Annotated in this window: 19 protein-coding genes and 2 tRNA genes; 10 read left to right on the forward strand and 11 right to left on the reverse strand. The window is 69.0% G+C overall.

Annotated elements, in window-relative coordinates:
• Positions 1–16: 16 nt before the first annotated feature.
• The gene (locus ACZ5KW_RS10450; protein ID WP_343777851.1) at positions 17–403 is read right to left on the reverse strand and encodes a hypothetical protein; all 387 of its coding nucleotides are present in this window, start codon (positions 401–403) and stop codon (positions 17–19) included.
• A 156-nt stretch (positions 404–559) separates the two neighbouring features.
• A tRNA-Gly gene (locus ACZ5KW_RS10455) sits at positions 560–630 on the reverse strand.
• 148 nt (positions 631–778) lie between these two features.
• Here ACZ5KW_RS10455 and ACZ5KW_RS10460 point away from each other — a divergent pair.
• On the forward strand, positions 779–2,233 hold the full coding sequence (locus ACZ5KW_RS10460) for a M28 family metallopeptidase (RefSeq protein WP_343777853.1): 1,455 nt from the start codon (positions 779–781) through the stop codon (positions 2,231–2,233).
• Positions 2,234–2,260: 27 nt separating this feature from the next.
• On the opposite strand, the gene nadE is transcribed toward ACZ5KW_RS10460, so the two are convergent.
• Positions 2,261–3,196 carry an NAD(+) synthase gene (gene nadE, locus ACZ5KW_RS10465; RefSeq protein ID WP_343777854.1) on the reverse strand — a complete coding sequence of 312 codons (936 nt, stop codon included), beginning with the start codon at positions 3,194–3,196 and terminating at the stop codon, positions 2,261–2,263.
• 546 nt (positions 3,197–3,742) lie between these two features.
• On the opposite strand from nadE, the gene ACZ5KW_RS10470 reads away from it, so the two are divergent.
• A complete protein-coding gene (locus ACZ5KW_RS10470; RefSeq protein ID WP_343777856.1) occupies positions 3,743–4,276 on the forward strand; it encodes an Rrf2 family transcriptional regulator in 534 nt (177 codons plus the stop codon).
• Between the two features lies 1 nt (position 4,277).
• On the opposite strand, the gene truA is transcribed toward ACZ5KW_RS10470, so the two are convergent.
• From truA to kdgK1, 4 genes are all read right to left on the reverse strand, one after another.
• Positions 4,278–5,201, reverse strand: coding sequence for a tRNA pseudouridine(38-40) synthase TruA (gene truA / locus ACZ5KW_RS10475; RefSeq protein WP_343777858.1), 924 nt, complete (start codon positions 5,199–5,201; stop codon positions 4,278–4,280).
• Positions 5,201–5,665: a universal stress protein gene (locus tag ACZ5KW_RS10480; RefSeq protein WP_343777860.1), complete on the reverse strand. Its 465-nt coding sequence runs from the start codon at positions 5,663–5,665 to the stop codon at positions 5,201–5,203. Before ACZ5KW_RS10480 ends, truA begins: the two co-directional genes overlap by 1 nt.
• A 115-nt stretch (positions 5,666–5,780) precedes the next feature.
• Positions 5,781–6,431, reverse strand: a complete 651-nt coding sequence (locus ACZ5KW_RS10485; RefSeq protein ID WP_343777862.1) for a bifunctional 4-hydroxy-2-oxoglutarate aldolase/2-dehydro-3-deoxy-phosphogluconate aldolase — start codon at positions 6,429–6,431, stop codon at positions 5,781–5,783.
• 84 nt (positions 6,432–6,515) lie between these two features.
• Positions 6,516–7,457, reverse strand: a complete 942-nt coding sequence (kdgK1, locus tag ACZ5KW_RS10490) for a bifunctional 2-dehydro-3-deoxygluconokinase/2-dehydro-3-deoxygalactonokinase (protein ID WP_343777864.1) — start codon at positions 7,455–7,457, stop codon at positions 6,516–6,518.
• A gap of 133 nt (positions 7,458–7,590) precedes the next feature.
• Between kdgK1 and dgoD the strand changes: the two genes are divergently transcribed.
• The 5 genes from dgoD (at position 7,591) to ACZ5KW_RS10515 (ending at position 11,818) form a co-directional block, all read left to right on the forward strand.
• Entirely contained in the window at positions 7,591–8,745 is a 1,155-nt protein-coding gene (gene dgoD, locus ACZ5KW_RS10495; protein WP_343777865.1) for a galactonate dehydratase, read from the forward strand.
• A gap of 74 nt (positions 8,746–8,819) precedes the next feature.
• On the forward strand, positions 8,820–9,632 hold the full coding sequence (locus ACZ5KW_RS10500; RefSeq protein ID WP_343777867.1) for an SDR family NAD(P)-dependent oxidoreductase: 813 nt from the start codon (positions 8,820–8,822) through the stop codon (positions 9,630–9,632).
• A gap of 86 nt (positions 9,633–9,718) precedes the next feature.
• Complete coding sequence (locus ACZ5KW_RS10505) at positions 9,719–10,285, forward strand: peptidylprolyl isomerase (protein ID WP_343777869.1); 567 nt, start codon at positions 9,719–9,721, stop codon at positions 10,283–10,285.
• A 92-nt stretch (positions 10,286–10,377) separates the two neighbouring features.
• A tRNA-Glu gene (locus tag ACZ5KW_RS10510) sits at positions 10,378–10,486 on the forward strand.
• 108 nt (positions 10,487–10,594) lie between these two features.
• Positions 10,595–11,818: a cystathionine gamma-synthase gene (locus tag ACZ5KW_RS10515; RefSeq protein WP_343777871.1), complete on the forward strand. Its 1,224-nt coding sequence runs from the start codon at positions 10,595–10,597 to the stop codon at positions 11,816–11,818.
• Between the two features lie 18 nt (positions 11,819–11,836).
• On the opposite strand, the gene ACZ5KW_RS10520 is transcribed toward ACZ5KW_RS10515, so the two are convergent.
• The 4 genes from ACZ5KW_RS10520 to ACZ5KW_RS10535 are packed head-to-tail and all read right to left on the reverse strand — an operon-like array spanning position 11,837 to position 14,196.
• The gene (locus ACZ5KW_RS10520) at positions 11,837–12,172 is read right to left on the reverse strand and encodes a hypothetical protein (RefSeq protein ID WP_343777873.1); all 336 of its coding nucleotides are present in this window, start codon (positions 12,170–12,172) and stop codon (positions 11,837–11,839) included.
• Positions 12,169–12,954: a hypothetical protein gene (locus tag ACZ5KW_RS10525; RefSeq protein WP_343777875.1), complete on the reverse strand. Its 786-nt coding sequence runs from the start codon at positions 12,952–12,954 to the stop codon at positions 12,169–12,171. Before ACZ5KW_RS10525 ends, ACZ5KW_RS10520 begins: the two co-directional genes overlap by 4 nt.
• Entirely contained in the window at positions 12,951–13,589 is a 639-nt protein-coding gene (locus tag ACZ5KW_RS10530) for a DUF2589 domain-containing protein (RefSeq protein ID WP_343777876.1), read from the reverse strand. Before ACZ5KW_RS10530 ends, ACZ5KW_RS10525 begins: the two co-directional genes overlap by 4 nt.
• Positions 13,590–13,593: 4 nt before the next feature.
• Complete coding sequence (locus tag ACZ5KW_RS10535) at positions 13,594–14,196, reverse strand: DUF2589 domain-containing protein (protein ID WP_343777877.1); 603 nt, start codon at positions 14,194–14,196, stop codon at positions 13,594–13,596.
• 195 nt (positions 14,197–14,391) lie between these two features.
• On the opposite strand from ACZ5KW_RS10535, the gene ACZ5KW_RS10540 reads away from it, so the two are divergent.
• The 3 genes from ACZ5KW_RS10540 (at position 14,392) to ACZ5KW_RS10550 (ending at position 17,394) form a co-directional block, all read left to right on the forward strand.
• Entirely contained in the window at positions 14,392–15,339 is a 948-nt protein-coding gene (locus ACZ5KW_RS10540) for a D-2-hydroxyacid dehydrogenase (RefSeq protein WP_343777878.1), read from the forward strand.
• A 187-nt stretch (positions 15,340–15,526) separates the two neighbouring features.
• Positions 15,527–16,525, forward strand: coding sequence for a phosphate uptake regulator PhoU (locus ACZ5KW_RS10545; protein WP_343777879.1), 999 nt, complete (start codon positions 15,527–15,529; stop codon positions 16,523–16,525).
• Positions 16,522–17,394 carry an alpha/beta hydrolase gene (locus tag ACZ5KW_RS10550; protein WP_343777881.1) on the forward strand — a complete coding sequence of 291 codons (873 nt, stop codon included), beginning with the start codon at positions 16,522–16,524 and terminating at the stop codon, positions 17,392–17,394. The genes ACZ5KW_RS10545 and ACZ5KW_RS10550 overlap by 4 nt, the downstream gene beginning before the upstream one ends.
• Positions 17,395–17,421: the final 27 nt, after the last annotated feature.

The raw sequence follows: 17,421 nt of genomic DNA on the forward strand, positions 1-17,421 counted from the left end.
GCCGGCGGCCAGGACGTCACCGCCGGGTCAACACGCCCGTTTCTTGAACGTCGAACGTCAGGCTCTCGGAGCCGTCTCCGGAGGGGATATAGTGGACGTGGTCCTGGTCGGTCAGTTCCGAGTCGCGCTCGTAGACGCGGTAGCGAACCAGGTACCGCCCGGCTTCGGCGACGGCCTCGCGCGTCTGCTCGCCGTTCGGTTCGACGTCCAGCGTCGTGCCGTACGCTCTCGCCGCCGACTCCGAACTCCCCTCGCCGAGGAGCTCGACCTCGACGGTGTAGGGAACTGCCGCCTGATTAAAGACCGTCAGATCGACCCCGCCGTCGCCGGATCGGAACCCCGAACAGCCGGCCAGCCCGGCGGAGAGGCCGACCGCCACGGTGACCGCCTGCCGTCGTTTCATGATGTCGAGTAAAGCGCGACCACCGCGACTAGAAGCTTGGCATGCGAAGCGGTCCGGGTGCGGCGTCCCGCTCCGCTTCCGCCTCGCTGCGCGCGACTGACGGGGTTCACTTCCCCTGCCGATTCCCGCGGCTCGCGGTATTGCTCGCCGCAGGAATGCACCGTCCGGGAATTGAACCCGGGCTATTAGCTTGGGAAGCTAATGTCCTACCACTGGACCAACGGTGCGCAATCCGACCTACCCGACCGTCCCACTTCAACGTAGCGCTTCCCGTCCCGTGGTCCGAGGCGCCGACTATCGGGCGCGCACCGTCCGGCAATCGCGCTCCGGTGCCGCGAGCCACACGCTTAAGCCGTCGCCGACGGTGTCGAGTTCATGACCGACGACGCAGCTGACCCGACGCGATCGGACGCAGGTCCCGCGGTCGAGCGGGTGCGCGAGCGAGTCGCGGAACTCGCTCCGGCGCTCGGCGCGACGTGGACCGACGACGAACCCTGGCAGTTCGTCACCGATCTCACCGCGATCGGCAGCCGGATGGCGGGGAGCGAGGGCGAGCGCCGCGCCGCCGGAGTGGTGGCGGACGCCTTCGAGCGCGCGGGGCTCGCCGACGTGCGCACGGATCCTTTCGAACTGCCCGCGTGGGAACGCGGGACCGCAACACTCGACGTGACGGTCTCGGGGCGAGACGGCGAGCCGGCGACGCGCTCGTTCGAATCGATAGCCCTCCCGTACTCGCCGGCGGGAGGCGCGTCGGGAGAGCTCGTCGACGTGGGCTACGGCACGCCGTCCGAGATCGACGAGCGCGACGTGGAGGGACGGATCGCCGTCGCCTCGACGACCACGCCGGCCGGGGGGCGGTTCGTTCACCGGATGGAGAAATTCGGCTACGCCGTCGACGCGGGCGCGGTCGGGTTCGTGTTCGTCAACCACCTCGACGGCCAACTGCCGCCGACCGGCTCGCTCACCTTCGGGAGGGAGGCCGAGGCGGTCGCGGTCGGCGTCTCGAAGGAGACCGGCGCGTGGCTCCGCGAGTACGCGGTCGGCGGGTCGTCCGGTGCCGCGAGCGGTGGGGCCGCGGCCGGAGCGGGCTCCGTCGCACAGGCCGAGCTGTCGGTCGAGGCGTCGACGACCCCGGGGGAGAGCCGCAACGTGATCGGGCGGGCGGGACCGGACACCGACGACCGCGTCCTGCTCGTCGCGCACTACGACGCCCACGACATCGCCGAGGGCGCGCTCGACAACGGCTGCGGCATCGCGACGGTCGCGACCGCGGCCGAGATTCTGGCCAGCGCGGACCTCCCGCTCGGCGTCGACGTCGTCGCGGTCGGCGCCGAGGAGGTCGGCCTGCTCGGCGCGGAACACCTCGCCGACAGCGTGGACCTCGACCGCGTGAAGGGCGTGGTCAACGTCGACGGCGCGGGGCGGTTCCGCGACCTGGTCGCGCTCGCGCACGCCTCGACGGCGGCCGCGTCGGTCGCGGAGGCCGTGTCGACGGCGACGCGCCAGCCGATCGAAGTCGACGCGCAGCCGCATCCCTTCTCCGACCAGTGGCCGTTCGTGCGCCGCGGCGTGCCGGCGCTCCAGCTTCACAGCGACTCGGGCGATCGCGGCCGGGGATGGGGGCACACCCACGCGGACACGCGTGACAAGGTAGACGACCGCAACGTCCGCGAACACGCGATGCTCGTCGCCCTGCTCGTCGCCGAGTTCGCGGCGCCGGAGCGCGACCTGCCGCGACTCGACCCGGACGCGCTCGCGGCCGCCTTTCGCGAAGCCGACTTCGAGACGGGGATGCGCGCGGCCGACCTCTGGCCGGCCGACTGGGACTGACTCACCCTCCGGAGGGGATCATCCCCCTCACTCGATCGCTGCGTCCGGCGTCGGCGGTGGCAGTCGCTTGTGCGCCGTCGCGCGATGACGGCCGAGGAGTTCCGCGACGAGTTCGCGGTCGGCGTCGACGGCGGCGTCGGCCGCCGCGATCCGTTCGACGACGGCCTCCGGGTCAAGCCCGCGGTCGGCACCGAGGTGGAGCACGGGGTCGATCACCTCGTACGGGGCGCCCAGATCGTCCGCGTCGCGCTGCCCCGGAAGGAACCCGGCCGACGGGGCTTTCTCGACGACGAATTCCGGAACGTCCAGTTCGGCCGCGAGCGCCCGGACGTCCGTCTTATAAAGGTGTCCGAGCGGGAACATGTCCGCCGCGCCGTCGCCGTGTTTCGTGAGGTAGCCCAAGAGTAGCTCGCTCCGATTCGCCGTGCCACAGACCAGCGAGCCGGTGGCGTTGGCGGCGAGGTAGGCGACGGCCATCCGGAGGCGCGCGACCGCGTTGCCGGACCGGACCGGCTCGTCGTGGAGGTCGAACCGGTCGGGCGCGACCGCGCCGAACTGCGCGAACAGCGGCTGGAGGTGAACCGTGTCGTGTTCGATACCGAGCGCCTCGGCGAGCGCTTCGGCGTCGCGGGCGTGCGGCGCGCCGATCTTGTTACACGGCAGTATCAGCCCGTACACTCGGTCGGCGCCGAGCGCCTCGACCGCGAGTGCGGCGGTCACCGTCGAGTCGAGCCCGCCGCTCATGTTCACCACCACGCCCTCGGCGCCCGCGGCGCCGACCCGCTCCGCGATGAACGACCGGACCCGGTCGCGTTCGACCGTCGGGTCGCGGTCCGGAAGCAGCGTCCGGGCCCGGTCGGCGTCTCGGTCGTGGGCTCGACCGTCGCCCGGAGCGGCGTCGTCGCTCGCTCGCCTCGACGGCGCGGCCGCGTCCGGCCCGAACGCCGAGTCGCGGTCAGCCATCGATACCACCCTTCGGAGCGTTCGATCTGTCGAGCCGAGCGGTCGACGTTCCGAACCGAGCGGTCGACGTTCCGAACCGAGCGGTCGACGTTCCGAACCGAGCGGTCGACGTTCCGAACCGTACCGATTCTCGCCCGGGCTGAACGGCCGACCTCGACGAGCGGTCGCGGCGGTCTCCGCGGGCTCGATGCGGAAGCCCGGTGCGTTCTCCGACGCCGACCCGCTGATCGGTCTGGATCGTCATTACTTGTCCGCGGCTACCACTCGACCCCGTAAATACCTGCGGTGTCGATCATATAAGGAATTGAGATATTACCACAGACTCCATGAGCGGTCAGAGACATCTGGAAACAATCATTGCCTACATGCGGAGAGAAAGCCAATAACCCCAGAAGTCGCTGGTGGATACGCATCGATTCTCATATCCTAGTACTCTGTCCGGCAATAGCTTCTCGAATTCAACTTATTGGAGTTGAAAAATCTATTCCAAGCATATAATGTCGTTATATACGAACATTTATTACTTCAAGCGCGGTCGAAACGTCCATGTCAAACATTCAGTTGAGTTCCAGTCAGAAGCGGGTGCTCACCGCGCTCGTGAACCTCGCCGACGGGCGGGACGCGCCGGTACAGGGGCGCGAGATCGCCGACGCCATCGACCGCAACGCGGGCACGGTCAGGAACCGAATGGGGAGTCTCCGGACGCTCGGCCTCGTCGAGGGGGTCGCGGGCCCGGACGGCGGCTACGTGCCGACCGACGGCGCGTACGACGTGCTCGGCGTCGAGCGGCTGGACGACGCCGCGACGACGCCGGTAGAACGCGAGGGGACCCCAGTTGAGGACGTCACGGTGGCGGAGATCGACTTATCGAGCGTCGCGAACCCGGAGCTGTGCCGCGCCGAACTCGTGATCCGCGGCCCGGTCGGCCCCTTCGACGCGGGCGATCACGTGACCGTCGGCCCGACGCCGGCGACCGGCCTGCGGCTCTCGGGCGTGGTCGACGCGACGAACGTCGACGGCAACACCCTCCTGGTCCGCGTCGACGGGATGGAGACGCCGGCGGGCGGCTCCGCGGCCTGAGCTACCGTTCTTCGTCGAAGGCGGCCAGTCGCTCGCGGACCGCGCCGGTCGCGGCCGCGGCGTGACGGGCGTCTCGGTGTCGCTCGCCGAAGGCGACGAGCGCGCTGTCGAGGGCCTCGGGGTCGACCGCGAACTCGGCGTCGGGATAGGTCACGTCCCACAACACGAGCGGTTCGGGAGGTGCCGGCCCGACGCCTCGCCCCCCGGGGATCGGCTCGGCCGCCAGCAGTCTATCGATCCAGCCGAGTTCGGCCGCCCCCCGACCGACCGTGCGGACCGCCGCGACGACCCGTCGAACGAGCGCCCGCGGGAACCCGTCCGCCGCGACCTCGATCACGAACACGTCGCCCTCGCGAGTCGCTCGCGCGTCGAGGTCGCGGACGGTTCCCGTCTCGTCCGTCGTGAGATTGTGGAAGTCGTGCTCGCCGTCGAACCGCGCGAGCGCGTCCCGGAAGCGTTCGTCGTCGACCGCGTACTCCGGGCCTCGGTTCGCGCCTCCGGACCCCTCCGCGGGGTCTGCGGCCGCGGTCGGCGCGTACAGGTGGTACCGGTACGTTCGTCGGACGGCGTCGTGCGTCGCGTGGAAGCCGTCGTCGACGTCGGCGGCGGCCCACGCGCGGACCGAGCCCGGGAGGTGCCCGTTGAACGCTCGCGGCGTGAGCCACGTCGGCGCTTCGAACGCGACGGTCTGCCCCACGGCGGAGACGCCGGCATCGGTTCGCCCGGCGGCGGCGTAGCCGGGCGGCGTCGCGTGAGTCGGTCCGTCTCCGGGCTCGACGACGCCGTGTTCCGCGAGGGCGTCGAGGAGCGCGTCGGCGACCGTCCGCGCGTGCGGCTGGCGCTGGAAGCCGGCGTACTCCCGGCCGTCGTACGCGACCCGGAACGCGCGGGTGACCGTCCCGCGTGCGGTCGGTTCGGTCGTCACTACGCGTCGGTCGACGGCGGCGCCTCGCCATCCGCTTCGGGGTCGGCCATCGGTACGGTCACCACCGGGACGGTCGCGACGCGCACGACCTTCTCGGTCACGCTCCCCAAGAGGAGCCGGCGGATCCCCCGACGGGTGTGGCTGGGCATGATGACGATGTCGGCGCCGTCCTCGATCGCGTTCTCGATGACCTCAAGCGGATCGCCGCGGACGACGCTGCCGACCGTCTCGACACCCGCGGCTTCGAGCTCGTCCGTCACGGCCTCGACGCGCTTCTCGGCCGCGTCCGCCAGTCGGTCCGAGAAGGCGCCCGTCCGCTGCCCCGCGAGCGTGTCGACCGCGGTGTCGGCGGCGGAGACGACGTGAACCGTCGCGTCGTAGTGCTGGGCGAGGCTGGTCGCGTGGGGGATCGCGTCGTTCGCCTCGCCGCCCGGCGCGACGGGGAGGAGGATGTCGTCGTACATGGCTTCGGGTGGTGCCGCACTCGGCAAAACACTATCGGCCGGAACGCGCTGAGACGGCGGTTCCGTCGATCCTCGGCCGGTCCGTCGCGGGAGTGCGCCTCTCGTGGGGTTCGCCTCAGTCGTCGCGACGCGCTCGCGCCTCGGCGACGGCGTCGACGACCCCCCGGGCGTTCTCGGTGATCACCGCGTAGTCGCCGGTCGCGACCGCATCGTCGTCCGCGATCCCGCTCCCGACGCCGACCGCGGCCGCCCCGGCCTCGACGTACGCGCCGGCGTTGTCGGGCCCGACGCCGCCGGTCGGCACCAGCGGCACCTGCGGGAGCGGCCCCGAGAGCGCCGCGACGTGTTCGGGGCCGCCGGTCGCCGCCGGGAAGACCTTCACGAGGTCCGCACCGGCCTGATACGCGCGGATCGCCTCGGTCGGCGTGAACGCCCCCGTCGCGACCGGCGTGCCGTAGCGGTTCGCCGTCTCGATCACGCCCTCGTCGACCGTGGGCGTGACGAGGAAGTCCGCGCCGGCGAGTTGGACCGCCCGCGCCGTCTCCGCGTCGAGGACGGTGCCCGCGCCGACGAGCACGTCGTCAAGCTCCGCGGACAACGCCTCGACGATCCCCTCGACGCCCGGCGTGTCGGCCGTCACTTCGAGCGCCGTGACGCCGCCGTCGACGACCGCCCGAGCCACGTCTCCCGCCGAGTCCGGTTCCACGCCGCGGAGGATCGCGATGACCCCGTCGTCGACGAGTCGCTCGACCTGTCGAGTGCGCATACGCTCACCGGGGACGGGGAGGCTGATAAATCGAGCGCACGCCGCGTGACCACGTCGCGCCAGCGCCCCGTCGATTCTCCGTGCTCAGCGGTCGATGTCGGTCCCGTCGGCGGCGACGACGTCCGCCACCTCTCCCTCCGTGATAACCGCGTGGTCGCCCTCGATCGTCCGCTTGAGCGACGCGGCGGCCGCGCCCCACTCCAGCGCCGTCGCGACGGACGCGTCGCGGACGTACCGCGAGAGGAACGCGCCGACGAAGGCGTCGCCCGTGCCGATCGGGTCGACCGTCTCCGCCGCGAAGGCGTCCTGCTCGACGACGCCCGCGCCGGTGCTCGCGAGCGCCCCGTCGCTCCCGCGCGTCACGACCACGGCCTCGCAGTCGAACCGGTCGCGAAGGTCTGCGCCGATCGCTTCGGCCGACCCCTCCGCCCCGAGGACGGTTCGGGCGTCCCGTTCGGGGACGAAGAGGAGGCCGACGTTCGGGAGCAGCGTTTCCAGCGTCTCGCGAGCGCGCTCGGGCGACCAGAGTTTCCCGCGGTAGTTCAGGTCGAAGGCGGTCGTCGACGCGGTTTCGAGGAGGTCGGCCGTCGTCTCGCGCAGCGTCTCCGACAGCGCCGGCGTGATGCCGGTGGTGAAGAAGACGTCCGCGGACTCGACCGCGTCGGTCGGCGCCTCGCTCGCCGTCATCGAGGTCACTGCGGCGTCGGCCCGGTCGTAGATGACGTTCGTCCCGCGCGGCTCGCTCCCGCGCTCGATGTAGTAGGTCCCCTGTCGGCCCTCGTCGCTCCACGTGACCGCCGGGTCGACGCCGTGGCGTCGCACGTCGCCGGCGACGCGCCGCCCGAGCGGGGAGTCGGGGAGCTTCGAGATCCACGTCGCGTCCGCCCCGAGGCGGGCCGCCGCGATGGCGACGTTGCTCTCCGCCCCCGCGGTCCGGAAGTCGAGCGCGTCGGCCGTCTCGATCCGCTCGCCGGGGGACGGCGAGAGCCGAACCATGGTTTCGCCGAATGTCGTGATACCGCCCATGTCTGTCGTGAACTGCGACGGTCGCCGGGTTTACGGTTGTGGTCCCGGTCGTCCTCGCTCCTCGTTCCTCGTCGACCCCGCGTCTCGAAACGACTAAGCGACGCGACCGGGATGCGGACAGCAGACATCACGCATGACCGAGATCGTCGATTACGAGCTGTTCGAGGTCCCGCCGCGGTGGCTGTTCCTCCGCGTCGAGACCGCCGACGGGACCGTCGGCTGGGGCGAGCCGGTCGTCGAAGGACGGTCGAAGACCGTTCGCACCGCCGTCGAGGAACTCCTCGACACCTACCTGTTAGGCGAGGACCCGAGTCGGATCGAAGACCACTGGCAGACGATGTACCGCGGCGGGTTCTACCGCGGCGGACCGGTCCTCATGAGCGCCATCGCCGGGATCGACCAAGCGCTGTGGGACATCAAAGGGAAGCAGCTCGACGTGCCGGTGTACGAGCTGCTCGGGGGCGCGGTCCGGGACCGGATCCGCGTGTACCAGTGGATCGGCGGCGACCGACCCTCCGACGTCGCCGAGCAGGCGCGCGAACAGGTCGACGCGGGGTTCACGGCGCTGAAGATGAACGCGACCGAAGAGATAGAGCGCGTCGACGACCCGGCGACGGTCGAGGCGGCCGCGACTCGGCTCCGCGAAGTGCGCGAAGCGGTCGGCGACGAGGTCGACATCGGCGTCGACTTCCACGGTCGCGTCACGAAGCCGATGGCGAAGCGACTCGTCGAGAAGCTCGAACCGTACGAGCCGATGTTCGTCGAAGAGCCCGTGTTGCCGGAACACAACGACGCGCTCCCGACGATCGCCGAGCACACGACGACCCCGATCGCGACCGGCGAGCGCATGTACTCGCGGTGGGATTTCAAGGAGGTCTTCGAGGACGGCGCGGTCGACGTGATCCAGCCGGACCTCTCGCACGCCGGGGGGATCACCGAGGTGAAGAAGATCGCCGCGATGGCCGAGGCGTACGACGTGGCGATGGCCCCGCACTGTCCGCTCGGCCCGCTGGCGCTGGCGGCCTGCCTTCAGGTCGACGCGTGTTCGTCGAACGCCTTCATCCAGGAACAGAGCCTGAACATCCATTACAACGAGACGAGCGACGTGTTGGACTACCTCGCTGACCCCTCCGTGTTCGACTACGAGGACGGGTTCGTCCAGATCCCCGACGGGCCGGGGCTCGGGGTCGAGATCGACGAGGACCACGTCCGCGAGCAGGCGGACGGCGACGTGGACTGGCACAACCCGGTCTGGCGGCACGCGGACGGCAGCGTCGCCGAGTGGTGAGCCGAGCGGAGTGACACGCGAGCGCCGGCTCCCGGAGCGGAGGTTACTTTGTCGGGGGCGCCGCCGGTGACGGTATGACCGCGACCGATCCGACGGAGAACGCCGTAGCGGACAGACACGCAGACACCGTCGCCGTCGTCACCGGGTCAACGCGCGGGATCGGTGCCGGCGTCGCGCGCCGCTTCGCCGCCGAAGGGGCGTCGGTCGTCGTCACCGGTCGGTCGGCCGAGAGCGGTCGAGCGGTGGTCGGTGACATCGCGGCCGAGGGCGGCGAGGCGACGTTCGTCCGGGCGGACATGCGCGATCCGGCGGAGGTCGAAGCCTTGATCGACCACGCCGTCGCCGAGTACGGCCGGATCGACGCCCTCGTCAACAACGCCGGCGTCCAGACCGAGACGACGGCGGAGTCGGCGACGATGGGCGACTGGGAGTTCGTCGTCGAGACCGACTTCCGGGCCTACTGGCTGTGTGCCAAACACGCGGCCGGTCACATGCCGGAGGGGGGAACGATACTCAACGTCTCCTCGAACCACGCGTTCCTGACGATGCCGGAGCTGTTCCCGTACAACGCCGTCAAGGCCGGGATCAACGGGATGACCCGGGCGCTGGCGCTGGAACTCGGCCCGAAGGGGATCACGGCGAACACGATCAACCCCGGGTGGGTGGAGATCGACCGGACGCGCGAGGAACTGGGCGACGACTACGCGCACACCGAGGCGCTCCACCCGGTCGGACGGCTCGGGCGGCCGAGCGACGTCGCGGGGCTCGCGGCCTTCCTCGCGAGCGACGACGCGTCGTTCATCACCGGCGAGAGCGTCCTGATCGACGGCGGCCGATCGCAGGTGATGCAAGACGACGTGTACGTCGACTACCGCGGCGGCGAGTGACCGGTGCGGGGGAAGAGCCGACGAGGACCCGGCCTCTGGAGCCCCGGATGGGCAGGGTTTTCCGGCGGGCGCTCCTTCCCGAGAACATGGCACGAGACGTCCACAATCCGGACAACCCGCAGGTAACGCTCCAGACGAACCACGGCGACATCGTCGTCGAACTGTTCGCCGACCGCGCGCCGAAGACGGTCGAGAACTTCCTCGGCTTGGCCCGCCACGACCCCGCCGCCGACGCCGAGCCGGCGCGCGACACGAACACGTGGGAGGACCCGAAGACCGGCGAGGTTCGCGGCGACTCGCTGTACGAGGGCATCGTCTTCCACCGCGTCATCGACGACTTCATGATCCAGGGCGGCGACCCGATGGAGAACGGCCGCGGCGGCCCCGGCTACGAGTTCGCCGACGAGTTCCACGACGACCTGACCCACGACGGCCCGGGCATCCTCTCGATGGCGAACTCCGGCCCGAACACGAACGGCTCGCAGTTCTTCATCACGCTCGACGCCACCCCGCACCTCGACGGCAAGCACGCCGTCTTCGGGCAGGTCATCGACGGGATGGACGTCGTCGAGGAGATCGGCGGCGTGCCGACCGGTCGGAACGACGATCCCCGCGAAGCCGTCGAGATCGAGAAGGTCACGGTCGACGAGTAGTCGGTCCGAACGCTCCCCGTCCCGTGTCTTCCCCTCCCACGTCGGGGAGAGTTAAGAAGATATAAATCATCCCCGCCGTAAGCGATAATCGCGCTCGGTTGGTGTAGTCCGGCCAATCATGTTGGCCTTTCGGCGGACGCGGCGCTTCGGCGCCGGTTCGGAAGTCAGCCGACGACCAGGGTTCAAATCCCTGACCGAGCATCCACTCTCACACCGCGAGCGACGCGGCCGCGTTCTCATCGAGTCGTCTCCGACCGGAGAGCCGACCGGAATGGGAAGAATCACCCGTTTCGACGACGACATTCACGCATGAGCGACCGACACGACGAGGGCGAAACCGCGGACGACGGAGCCGACGCGGTCGGTTCTCCTGACGGGGGCGACCGGCACATCGAGACCCGCGCGATCCACGCCGGACAGGAGCCGGATCCGGAGACGGGCGCGTTGATGACGCCGATCCACGCGAACTCCACCTACAAGCAGGACGGGCCGGGCGAACACCGCGGGTACGAGTACAGCCGGACCGGGAACCCGACGCGCACCGACCTCGAAGCGAACCTCGCCTCGCTGGAGTCGGGCAGCCACGCGCGCTGCTTCTCGTCGGGCATGGGCGCCATCAACACGGTCCTGAACCTGTTGTCTGCGGGCGATCACGTCGTCGCCGGCGACGACGTGTACGGCGGCACGCACCGGATCCTCACACAGGTGTACGACGAGTACGACGTCGACACGACGTTCGTCGACACGACCGACCACGACGCGGTGCGGGCGGCGATGCGCGACGAGACCGAGCTCGTCTGGATCGAGACGCCGACGAACCCCCTGATGAACGTCAACGACATCGGCGCGCTCGCCGACATCGCACACGAGGGCGACGCGCTCTGCGCGGTCGATAACACGTTCGCGACTCCGTACCTCCAGCGGCCGCTCGAACACGGCGCCGACATCGTCTCGCAGTCGCTGACGAAGTACCTCGGCGGTCACTCCGACACCATCGGTGGCGCGCTGATCGTCGACGACGAGGAGTTAGACGAGCGACTCGGCTTCTACCAGAACTCCGTCGGCGCGACGCCGGGCCCGTTCGACTCGTTCCTCGTACTCCGTGGGACGAAGACGCTCCCGGTGCGGATGGACCGCCACTGTGAGAACGCGATGTCGCTGGCCGAGTGGCTGGAGGACCACGACGACGTGAGCCGGGTCTACTACCCCGGGCTGGAGAGCCACCCGGACCACGAGCTCGCGGCCGAGCAGATGGACGACTTCGGCGGTATGCTCTCGTTCGAACTGGACGGTACCCTCGAAGAAGCCTCCACCGTCGTGAGCGAGACCGAGGTGTTCACGCTCGCCGAGTCGCTCGGCGGCGTCGAGAGCCTGATCGAGCAGCCGGCCGCGATGACGCACGCGGCCATCCCGCGCGAGGAGCGGCTCGCGGCCGGGCTCACGGACGGACTCATTCGGGTCTCGGTAGGGATCGAACACGTCGACGACATGAAAGCCGACCTCCAGCAGGCGTTCGACGCGGCGCGGCAGTGACCGACTCCGACTGACGTTTCAGTCCACGTCGACGCCCTCTGGGAAGTCAACCGCTGATTCGAGCGCGTCCGTATGGTTTTGCGTGACGGCCGAGCCGAGGGCGCCGAGCCCGCCTGCCGAGCCGTCGATCCACGTGACGGCGCCGTTCGACTCCAGGAACCCGACGCGCCCGCGGTCCTCGTCTATCACCAACACGCCGCCGAACAGACCGTTGGTCCCCTCCGCGATCGCGACCTCGTAGCCGCGGTCCTCGAGCTGCGACCGATACCGCTCCATGCGCGACCGCAACGATGAACGCTGCGTCGAGGTCAGCGGGTCGAAGTAGGTCCGCACCTCCGGTCGATCGTCACTCATCGCTCGTCCTCCTCAGCGTCGCGGTTTCCGCGGGTGCGTGCCCACTCTCTCGGGAGGCTGAGCCCCGGGAACTTCGCCGGCTTACGAAGCCGCTCTCGTTTGTGTTCCGCCCGTTTTTCCGCGGCATCCGCGTCCTTGTCTCGTTCATCCTTATCTCGCTCGCCTGTAGGTCGGTCCTCCTTGGTTCGCTCATCTTCGGCTCGCTCGTCTTCGGTTCGCTCATCTTCGGTTCGCTCACGTTTCGTTGATTCATCGGTCGTCGGTTTCCTAGCCCCGTGTTCGTCGTCCGTTCGTTCGTCCTCCGATCGTTCGTCTTCCGTCGGCTCGCGTCGACCGCGCGCTTGTTTTCGGGTGTCCTCGCTCTTCTCGTCAGTGTCTCTCGCGGAATCGACGGCGTCTCCGGAGTCGACCGGCGGTTCCCGCAGCGGAATGTGGACATCGAGGCCGCCTTCGTGACGCTTCGGGTCGTCGGTAGCGGCGGTGAGGTCTCCCGCCTGGAGGAAGTCGTACACCTCGAGGTCGAGTTCGAGTCCGGTCTGATCGTCGGCCGACGGCTCGGTAACGAACATCTGGATACCGCGTTTCGTCTCTCTCGCTTCGAGCCCGACGTCTAGGGTCACCGAGAGGTCGGTCGCGTGATACACCGGGAGGCTCACGTCGTCTGCGAACTCGCCGGATTCGACCATCCGACGCAGCCGCCGCCGTCCGTTGAGGAGCGCCTGCATCTCCGCTTCAGACACCGCGTCGTACAGCGACGCGAGGAAGTGACGGAGCTCGGTCATTCCGTCCCCGCCTCTCGATCGGCGCGCGACGCCTTGCGCCCGGCGTCGCTCGCTCGCTCGTCGGTCGCATCCCCGTCGGTGACGGTCGTCGCGAGCGTCCGTTCGAGGAGGTCGACGCCGGTCGATTTGCTCTCGACCTCGGCGCGCATCGTGATATCGAGGTCGAAGGCGGAGCGGCTCCGCCGCGCGAACGACTCGGAACGGGTCGCCGGGGCGACCGTCAGCCGCCGCGGGGCCAACGAGGACGACCGCGTCGTCTTCCCTTGCTTGAGGTGCCGCTCGCTTTTCGCCCCACCGGTGGGCCGCTCGCCTTCGGATGACTCGACGTCGACGATCTTCGCCGAGAACGTCTGTTCGACCTCGTGAACCACGAGTTCGGGGAGCGACAGGAACAGCAGTACCGGGACGCTGAGCGTTTTCCGTCGCTGGACCGTTTCGCCCGTGGTCGAGTCGAACTCCGTCGTCGCGTACTCGAACGACACCGTCGAGAGCGTTCCATCCGGCTCGAAGCCGATCTCACGGAGCAGGTCGACCGTCTCCTGTTGCGCCTGCGCGCTGGCGTCGATCGCCGCGATGAGCGGCGCCGAGAACAACGTCGAGAGCGGGAGGTCGGCGAGCGTGTCGGTCGGACTCACGCGTTCACTCTCCCGCCTCAGACACGCTGTCGGTGATTGCGGTCTCGAGCGCCGTGAGGACCCGCGAAGCGCCCTCCGGCGGCTCTATCGAACCGGCTTCGACCCGAACGCGCTGATCGTACGTTCGCTTGATCTCCTTCCCTCGGCGGGTCGAGGACTGGTAGCCGATGTTCACCGACGACTTCGTCTTCCCGTTGACGAACCCGACGTCGAACCCGAGCTCGGAATCTTTCGAGAATTCGACGTCGAACTGACTCGATCGGCCGTACGAGTCCACCGAATTCAGCTTCACGTTGAAGTCGATCGTGACGTTCTCGACCTCGAAGTACGGGATGTGGAGCAGCAGCAACAGCGGAACGGACATGACGTGTTCCTCGGGCACCTCGTCACCCGAGACGTCGTCTATCACCAGCTTGGAGTAGGTGAAGTCGACCATCACCGGCTCTTGGTCTCCGACGACCGGATCCGTGAACCCGAGTTCCATGATGTACTCCGCCGCGGTCTGTGACGCGCTCGCGTTCGCCTCGACGGCGGCCCGGAGCGGTTCTCCGATGACGTGTTCGTACGGGATGCTCGCGAGCTCCGCGGTGAAGTCTGGGTTCGGCATGATACCGTTATACAGTGATCTCGAATTAACATAAATGTGCCTATAATTAGAACTTAGAATTAAATCACAGTTCCATGGATTCTGTGTTTCTATCCGTCTCCACCGAATAACAGCGCTCCCTCCCGCCCTCCGGTCGGCCAGAATTGGGTCCACCAGACGGGCATTCTTTTATCGGTCGCCTCGAGTCTCTCGCCTATGAGCGACCCAGACGTTGTCGTGTTGCGCCAGACGATCCACGGTGCGGGCGCAAGCGAGTTGGCCGCGGCGATACGCGAACGACTCCCCGACCAGTCCGTCGCGCTGGCGAAAACGCCGGCTCAGGAGCGAGAACTGATTCGGAGCGCGCGCGTCGCGGTCGGGCTCAACATCGACGAAGAGCTGCTCGCTGCCGCCGAGGAGCTGGAGCTGTTCGCCTGCGTGTTCGCGGGCACGGGACACCTGCCGCGCGACCTTCTCGACCAACACGGGGTCGCCGTGACGAACGCCTCGGGCGTCCACGGTCCGAACATCGCCGAACACGTCGTGGGGTCGATGATCGCCCACGCGCGACAGTTCCACCGGGCCCACCGCCAGCAGACCCGACGCGAGTGGCGGACCTACGAGACGACGGAGGTGTACGGCTCGACGGTCGCGGTGGTCGGACTCGGCGCCATCGGCCGGGCGGTCGTCGACCGGCTGGAGTCGTTCGACGTCGAGACGATCGGCGTCCGGTACTCGCCCGAGAAGGGCGGCCCCACCGACGAGGTGTACGGCTTCGACGAGTTCCACGAGGCCGTCACCGACGCGGAGTTCGTCGTGCTGGCCTGTCCGCTCACCGAGACGACCCGAGGCTTGGTCGACGCCGGCGCGCTCCGGACGATGCGCCCCGACGCCGTCCTCGTCAACATCGCGCGCGGTCCGATCGTCGACACCGACGCCTTGGTGACGGAACTGCGGAACAACCGGATTCGCGGCGCGGCGCTCGACGTCACCGACCCGGAGCCGCTCCCCGAGGATCACCCGCTTTGGGGGCTGACGAACGTGACGATCACGCCGCACAACGCCGGCCACACCCCCGAGTACTACGAGCGCGTCGCGGACATCCTCGCGGACAACTTCGCTCGACTTGACGCCGACGAAGGGCTCCGCAACCGCGTGGTGTGAGCGGTTCGCCGTGACCGAGCGGCACCGAATACGTATCTCTATATAGACGGGAGAGAACGTCTCGAATATGTCCTACCGAGCCGGAAAACGGGACAAATACTGGCTCGGTCGGTTCCGTAAGCGGGTGAGATTAACAGTGTGTATATATTTTGATCAAAACTAAGTTGATCCGCCTCAGAGAGGGGGTATGGAAACGCGGAAAGTCCAGGTCACCGGCGGCTCGACGTACACGGTTTCGATTCCGAAGACGTGGGCGACCGACAACGACGTCGAGGCCGGGACGGAGATCGAGTTCCACCCGGACGGCGACTCGCTGTTCCTCACGCCGCGGTCCGAGTCCGAGCGAACGCGGGGGACGCTCGACGTTACCGACCTGACCGGGCAGGCCCTCCAGCGGGCGGTGACGACGATGTACGTCAGCGGCTTCGACGTCATCGAACTGGAGTCGGCCGAGATCACCACCGAACAGCGTTCGACGATCCGGGACGCGGTCCAGAGCCTCGTCGGGCTGGAGGTGTTAGAGGAGACCCGCGACCGCGTCGTCGTTCAGGACCTGCTCGACTCCTCGGAGCTCTCCATCCACAACGCGGTCACCCGAATGCGGCTGATCTCGCTTTCGATGCTCGAAGACGCGATCACCGCGCTCGCGGAGCGCGACCACGACCTCGCGCGCGACGTGATCGGTCGCGACGACGACCTCGACCGGCTGTGGCTCGTCGTCTCGCGGATTTTCCGCGCTACGCTGCGGACCCCGAAGGCCGCCGAGGAGCTCGGCCTCCCCCGAGAGGAGTGTTTCGACTACCATTCCAGCGCGCGACAGTTAGAGCGGATCGGCGACCACGCCACCAAGATCGCACACCTGACGCTCAACATCGACGAACCGCTCCCCGACGAGGTCGTCGAAGCGGTGAGCGACCTCCACGGCGACGCGGTGGACGTGATCGACGCGGCGATGGACGCGCTGTTCGACGACGACACCGAAGCGGCGACGCGCCGGGCGAACGACGCGAGAACCGGCGTCAGAGCGATCGACGAGCGCGTTCGCGCCATCGACAAGCTCCTCCGCGACCTCGACCCGACGCGCGCGCAACTGCTCGGTCTCGTCGTCGACTCCGTCCTCCGGTCGGCCGACTACGGCGGCAACATCGCCGAGACGGCGCTTCAGAAGGCGGCCCCGACGCCGTGAGGAAGTCCCTCGACTCGGTCGCGCGCCGCCTGCCCGAGCGCCGGACGCTCGCGTTCGCCGTGGGTGCGGCCGTCCTCCTCGCCGCGGTCGTCGTGGCCGGCGGCGCCGCGTACTTCGCCGCCGGACTGGGCCCGGACGCGGACGCAGTCGCGGCCGTCGAGGCCGACCCGAACCTCTCCGTCGATCGGACGGCGGTCGGGACGGCGGTCAGCGACGGGCCGGTGACGGCGTCGACCGTCGGGCTCGTCTACTACCCGGGCGGGCGAGTGGCGCACGAGAGCTACGTTCCCACCGCCGCCGAGATCGTCGCCGCGTCCGACCGCGCAGCGCTCGTCGTCGTGGTGGACGCCCCGCTCAACCTGGCCGTCCTCGCGCCGGACCGCGCCGACCGCGTCCGCGAACGCTACCCCGAGGTGGACACGTGGGCGGTCGGCGGCCACTCGCTCGGCGGTGCCATGGCCTGTCGACACGTCGCCGGAAATGCCGAGGCGTACGACGCTCTCGTCCTCCACGCCGCGTACTGCGACCGCGATATCTCGCAGAGCGGCCTCGACGTGCTCGCGGTCCTCGGCGGCGCCGACGGGGTGATAGACGCCGAGCGCGAGCGCGCGTCTCGGTCGAACCTCCCGGCGGACGCTCGAATCGTCGAGCTCGACGGCGTCAATCACGCCGGATTCGGGGCCTACGGTTCACAGCCCGGCGACGACCCCGCGTCGCTGTCGCCGGACGCCAGCCGTGAGGCGGTCGGGAACGCGACCGCAACGTGGCTCTCGGAACGTGGGGCGGTGACCCGCGACTTCCGGTCGAGATCGCTTTCAGACCGCGTCTCGGAAGGGCTCAGAACCGTCGCGCCCGTCCTTGCCGGGTGAACGGGTTTTTTCAGCGCGCTCCCCCCA

It is taken from the genome of Halorubrum ejinorense, from assembly GCF_055389685.1.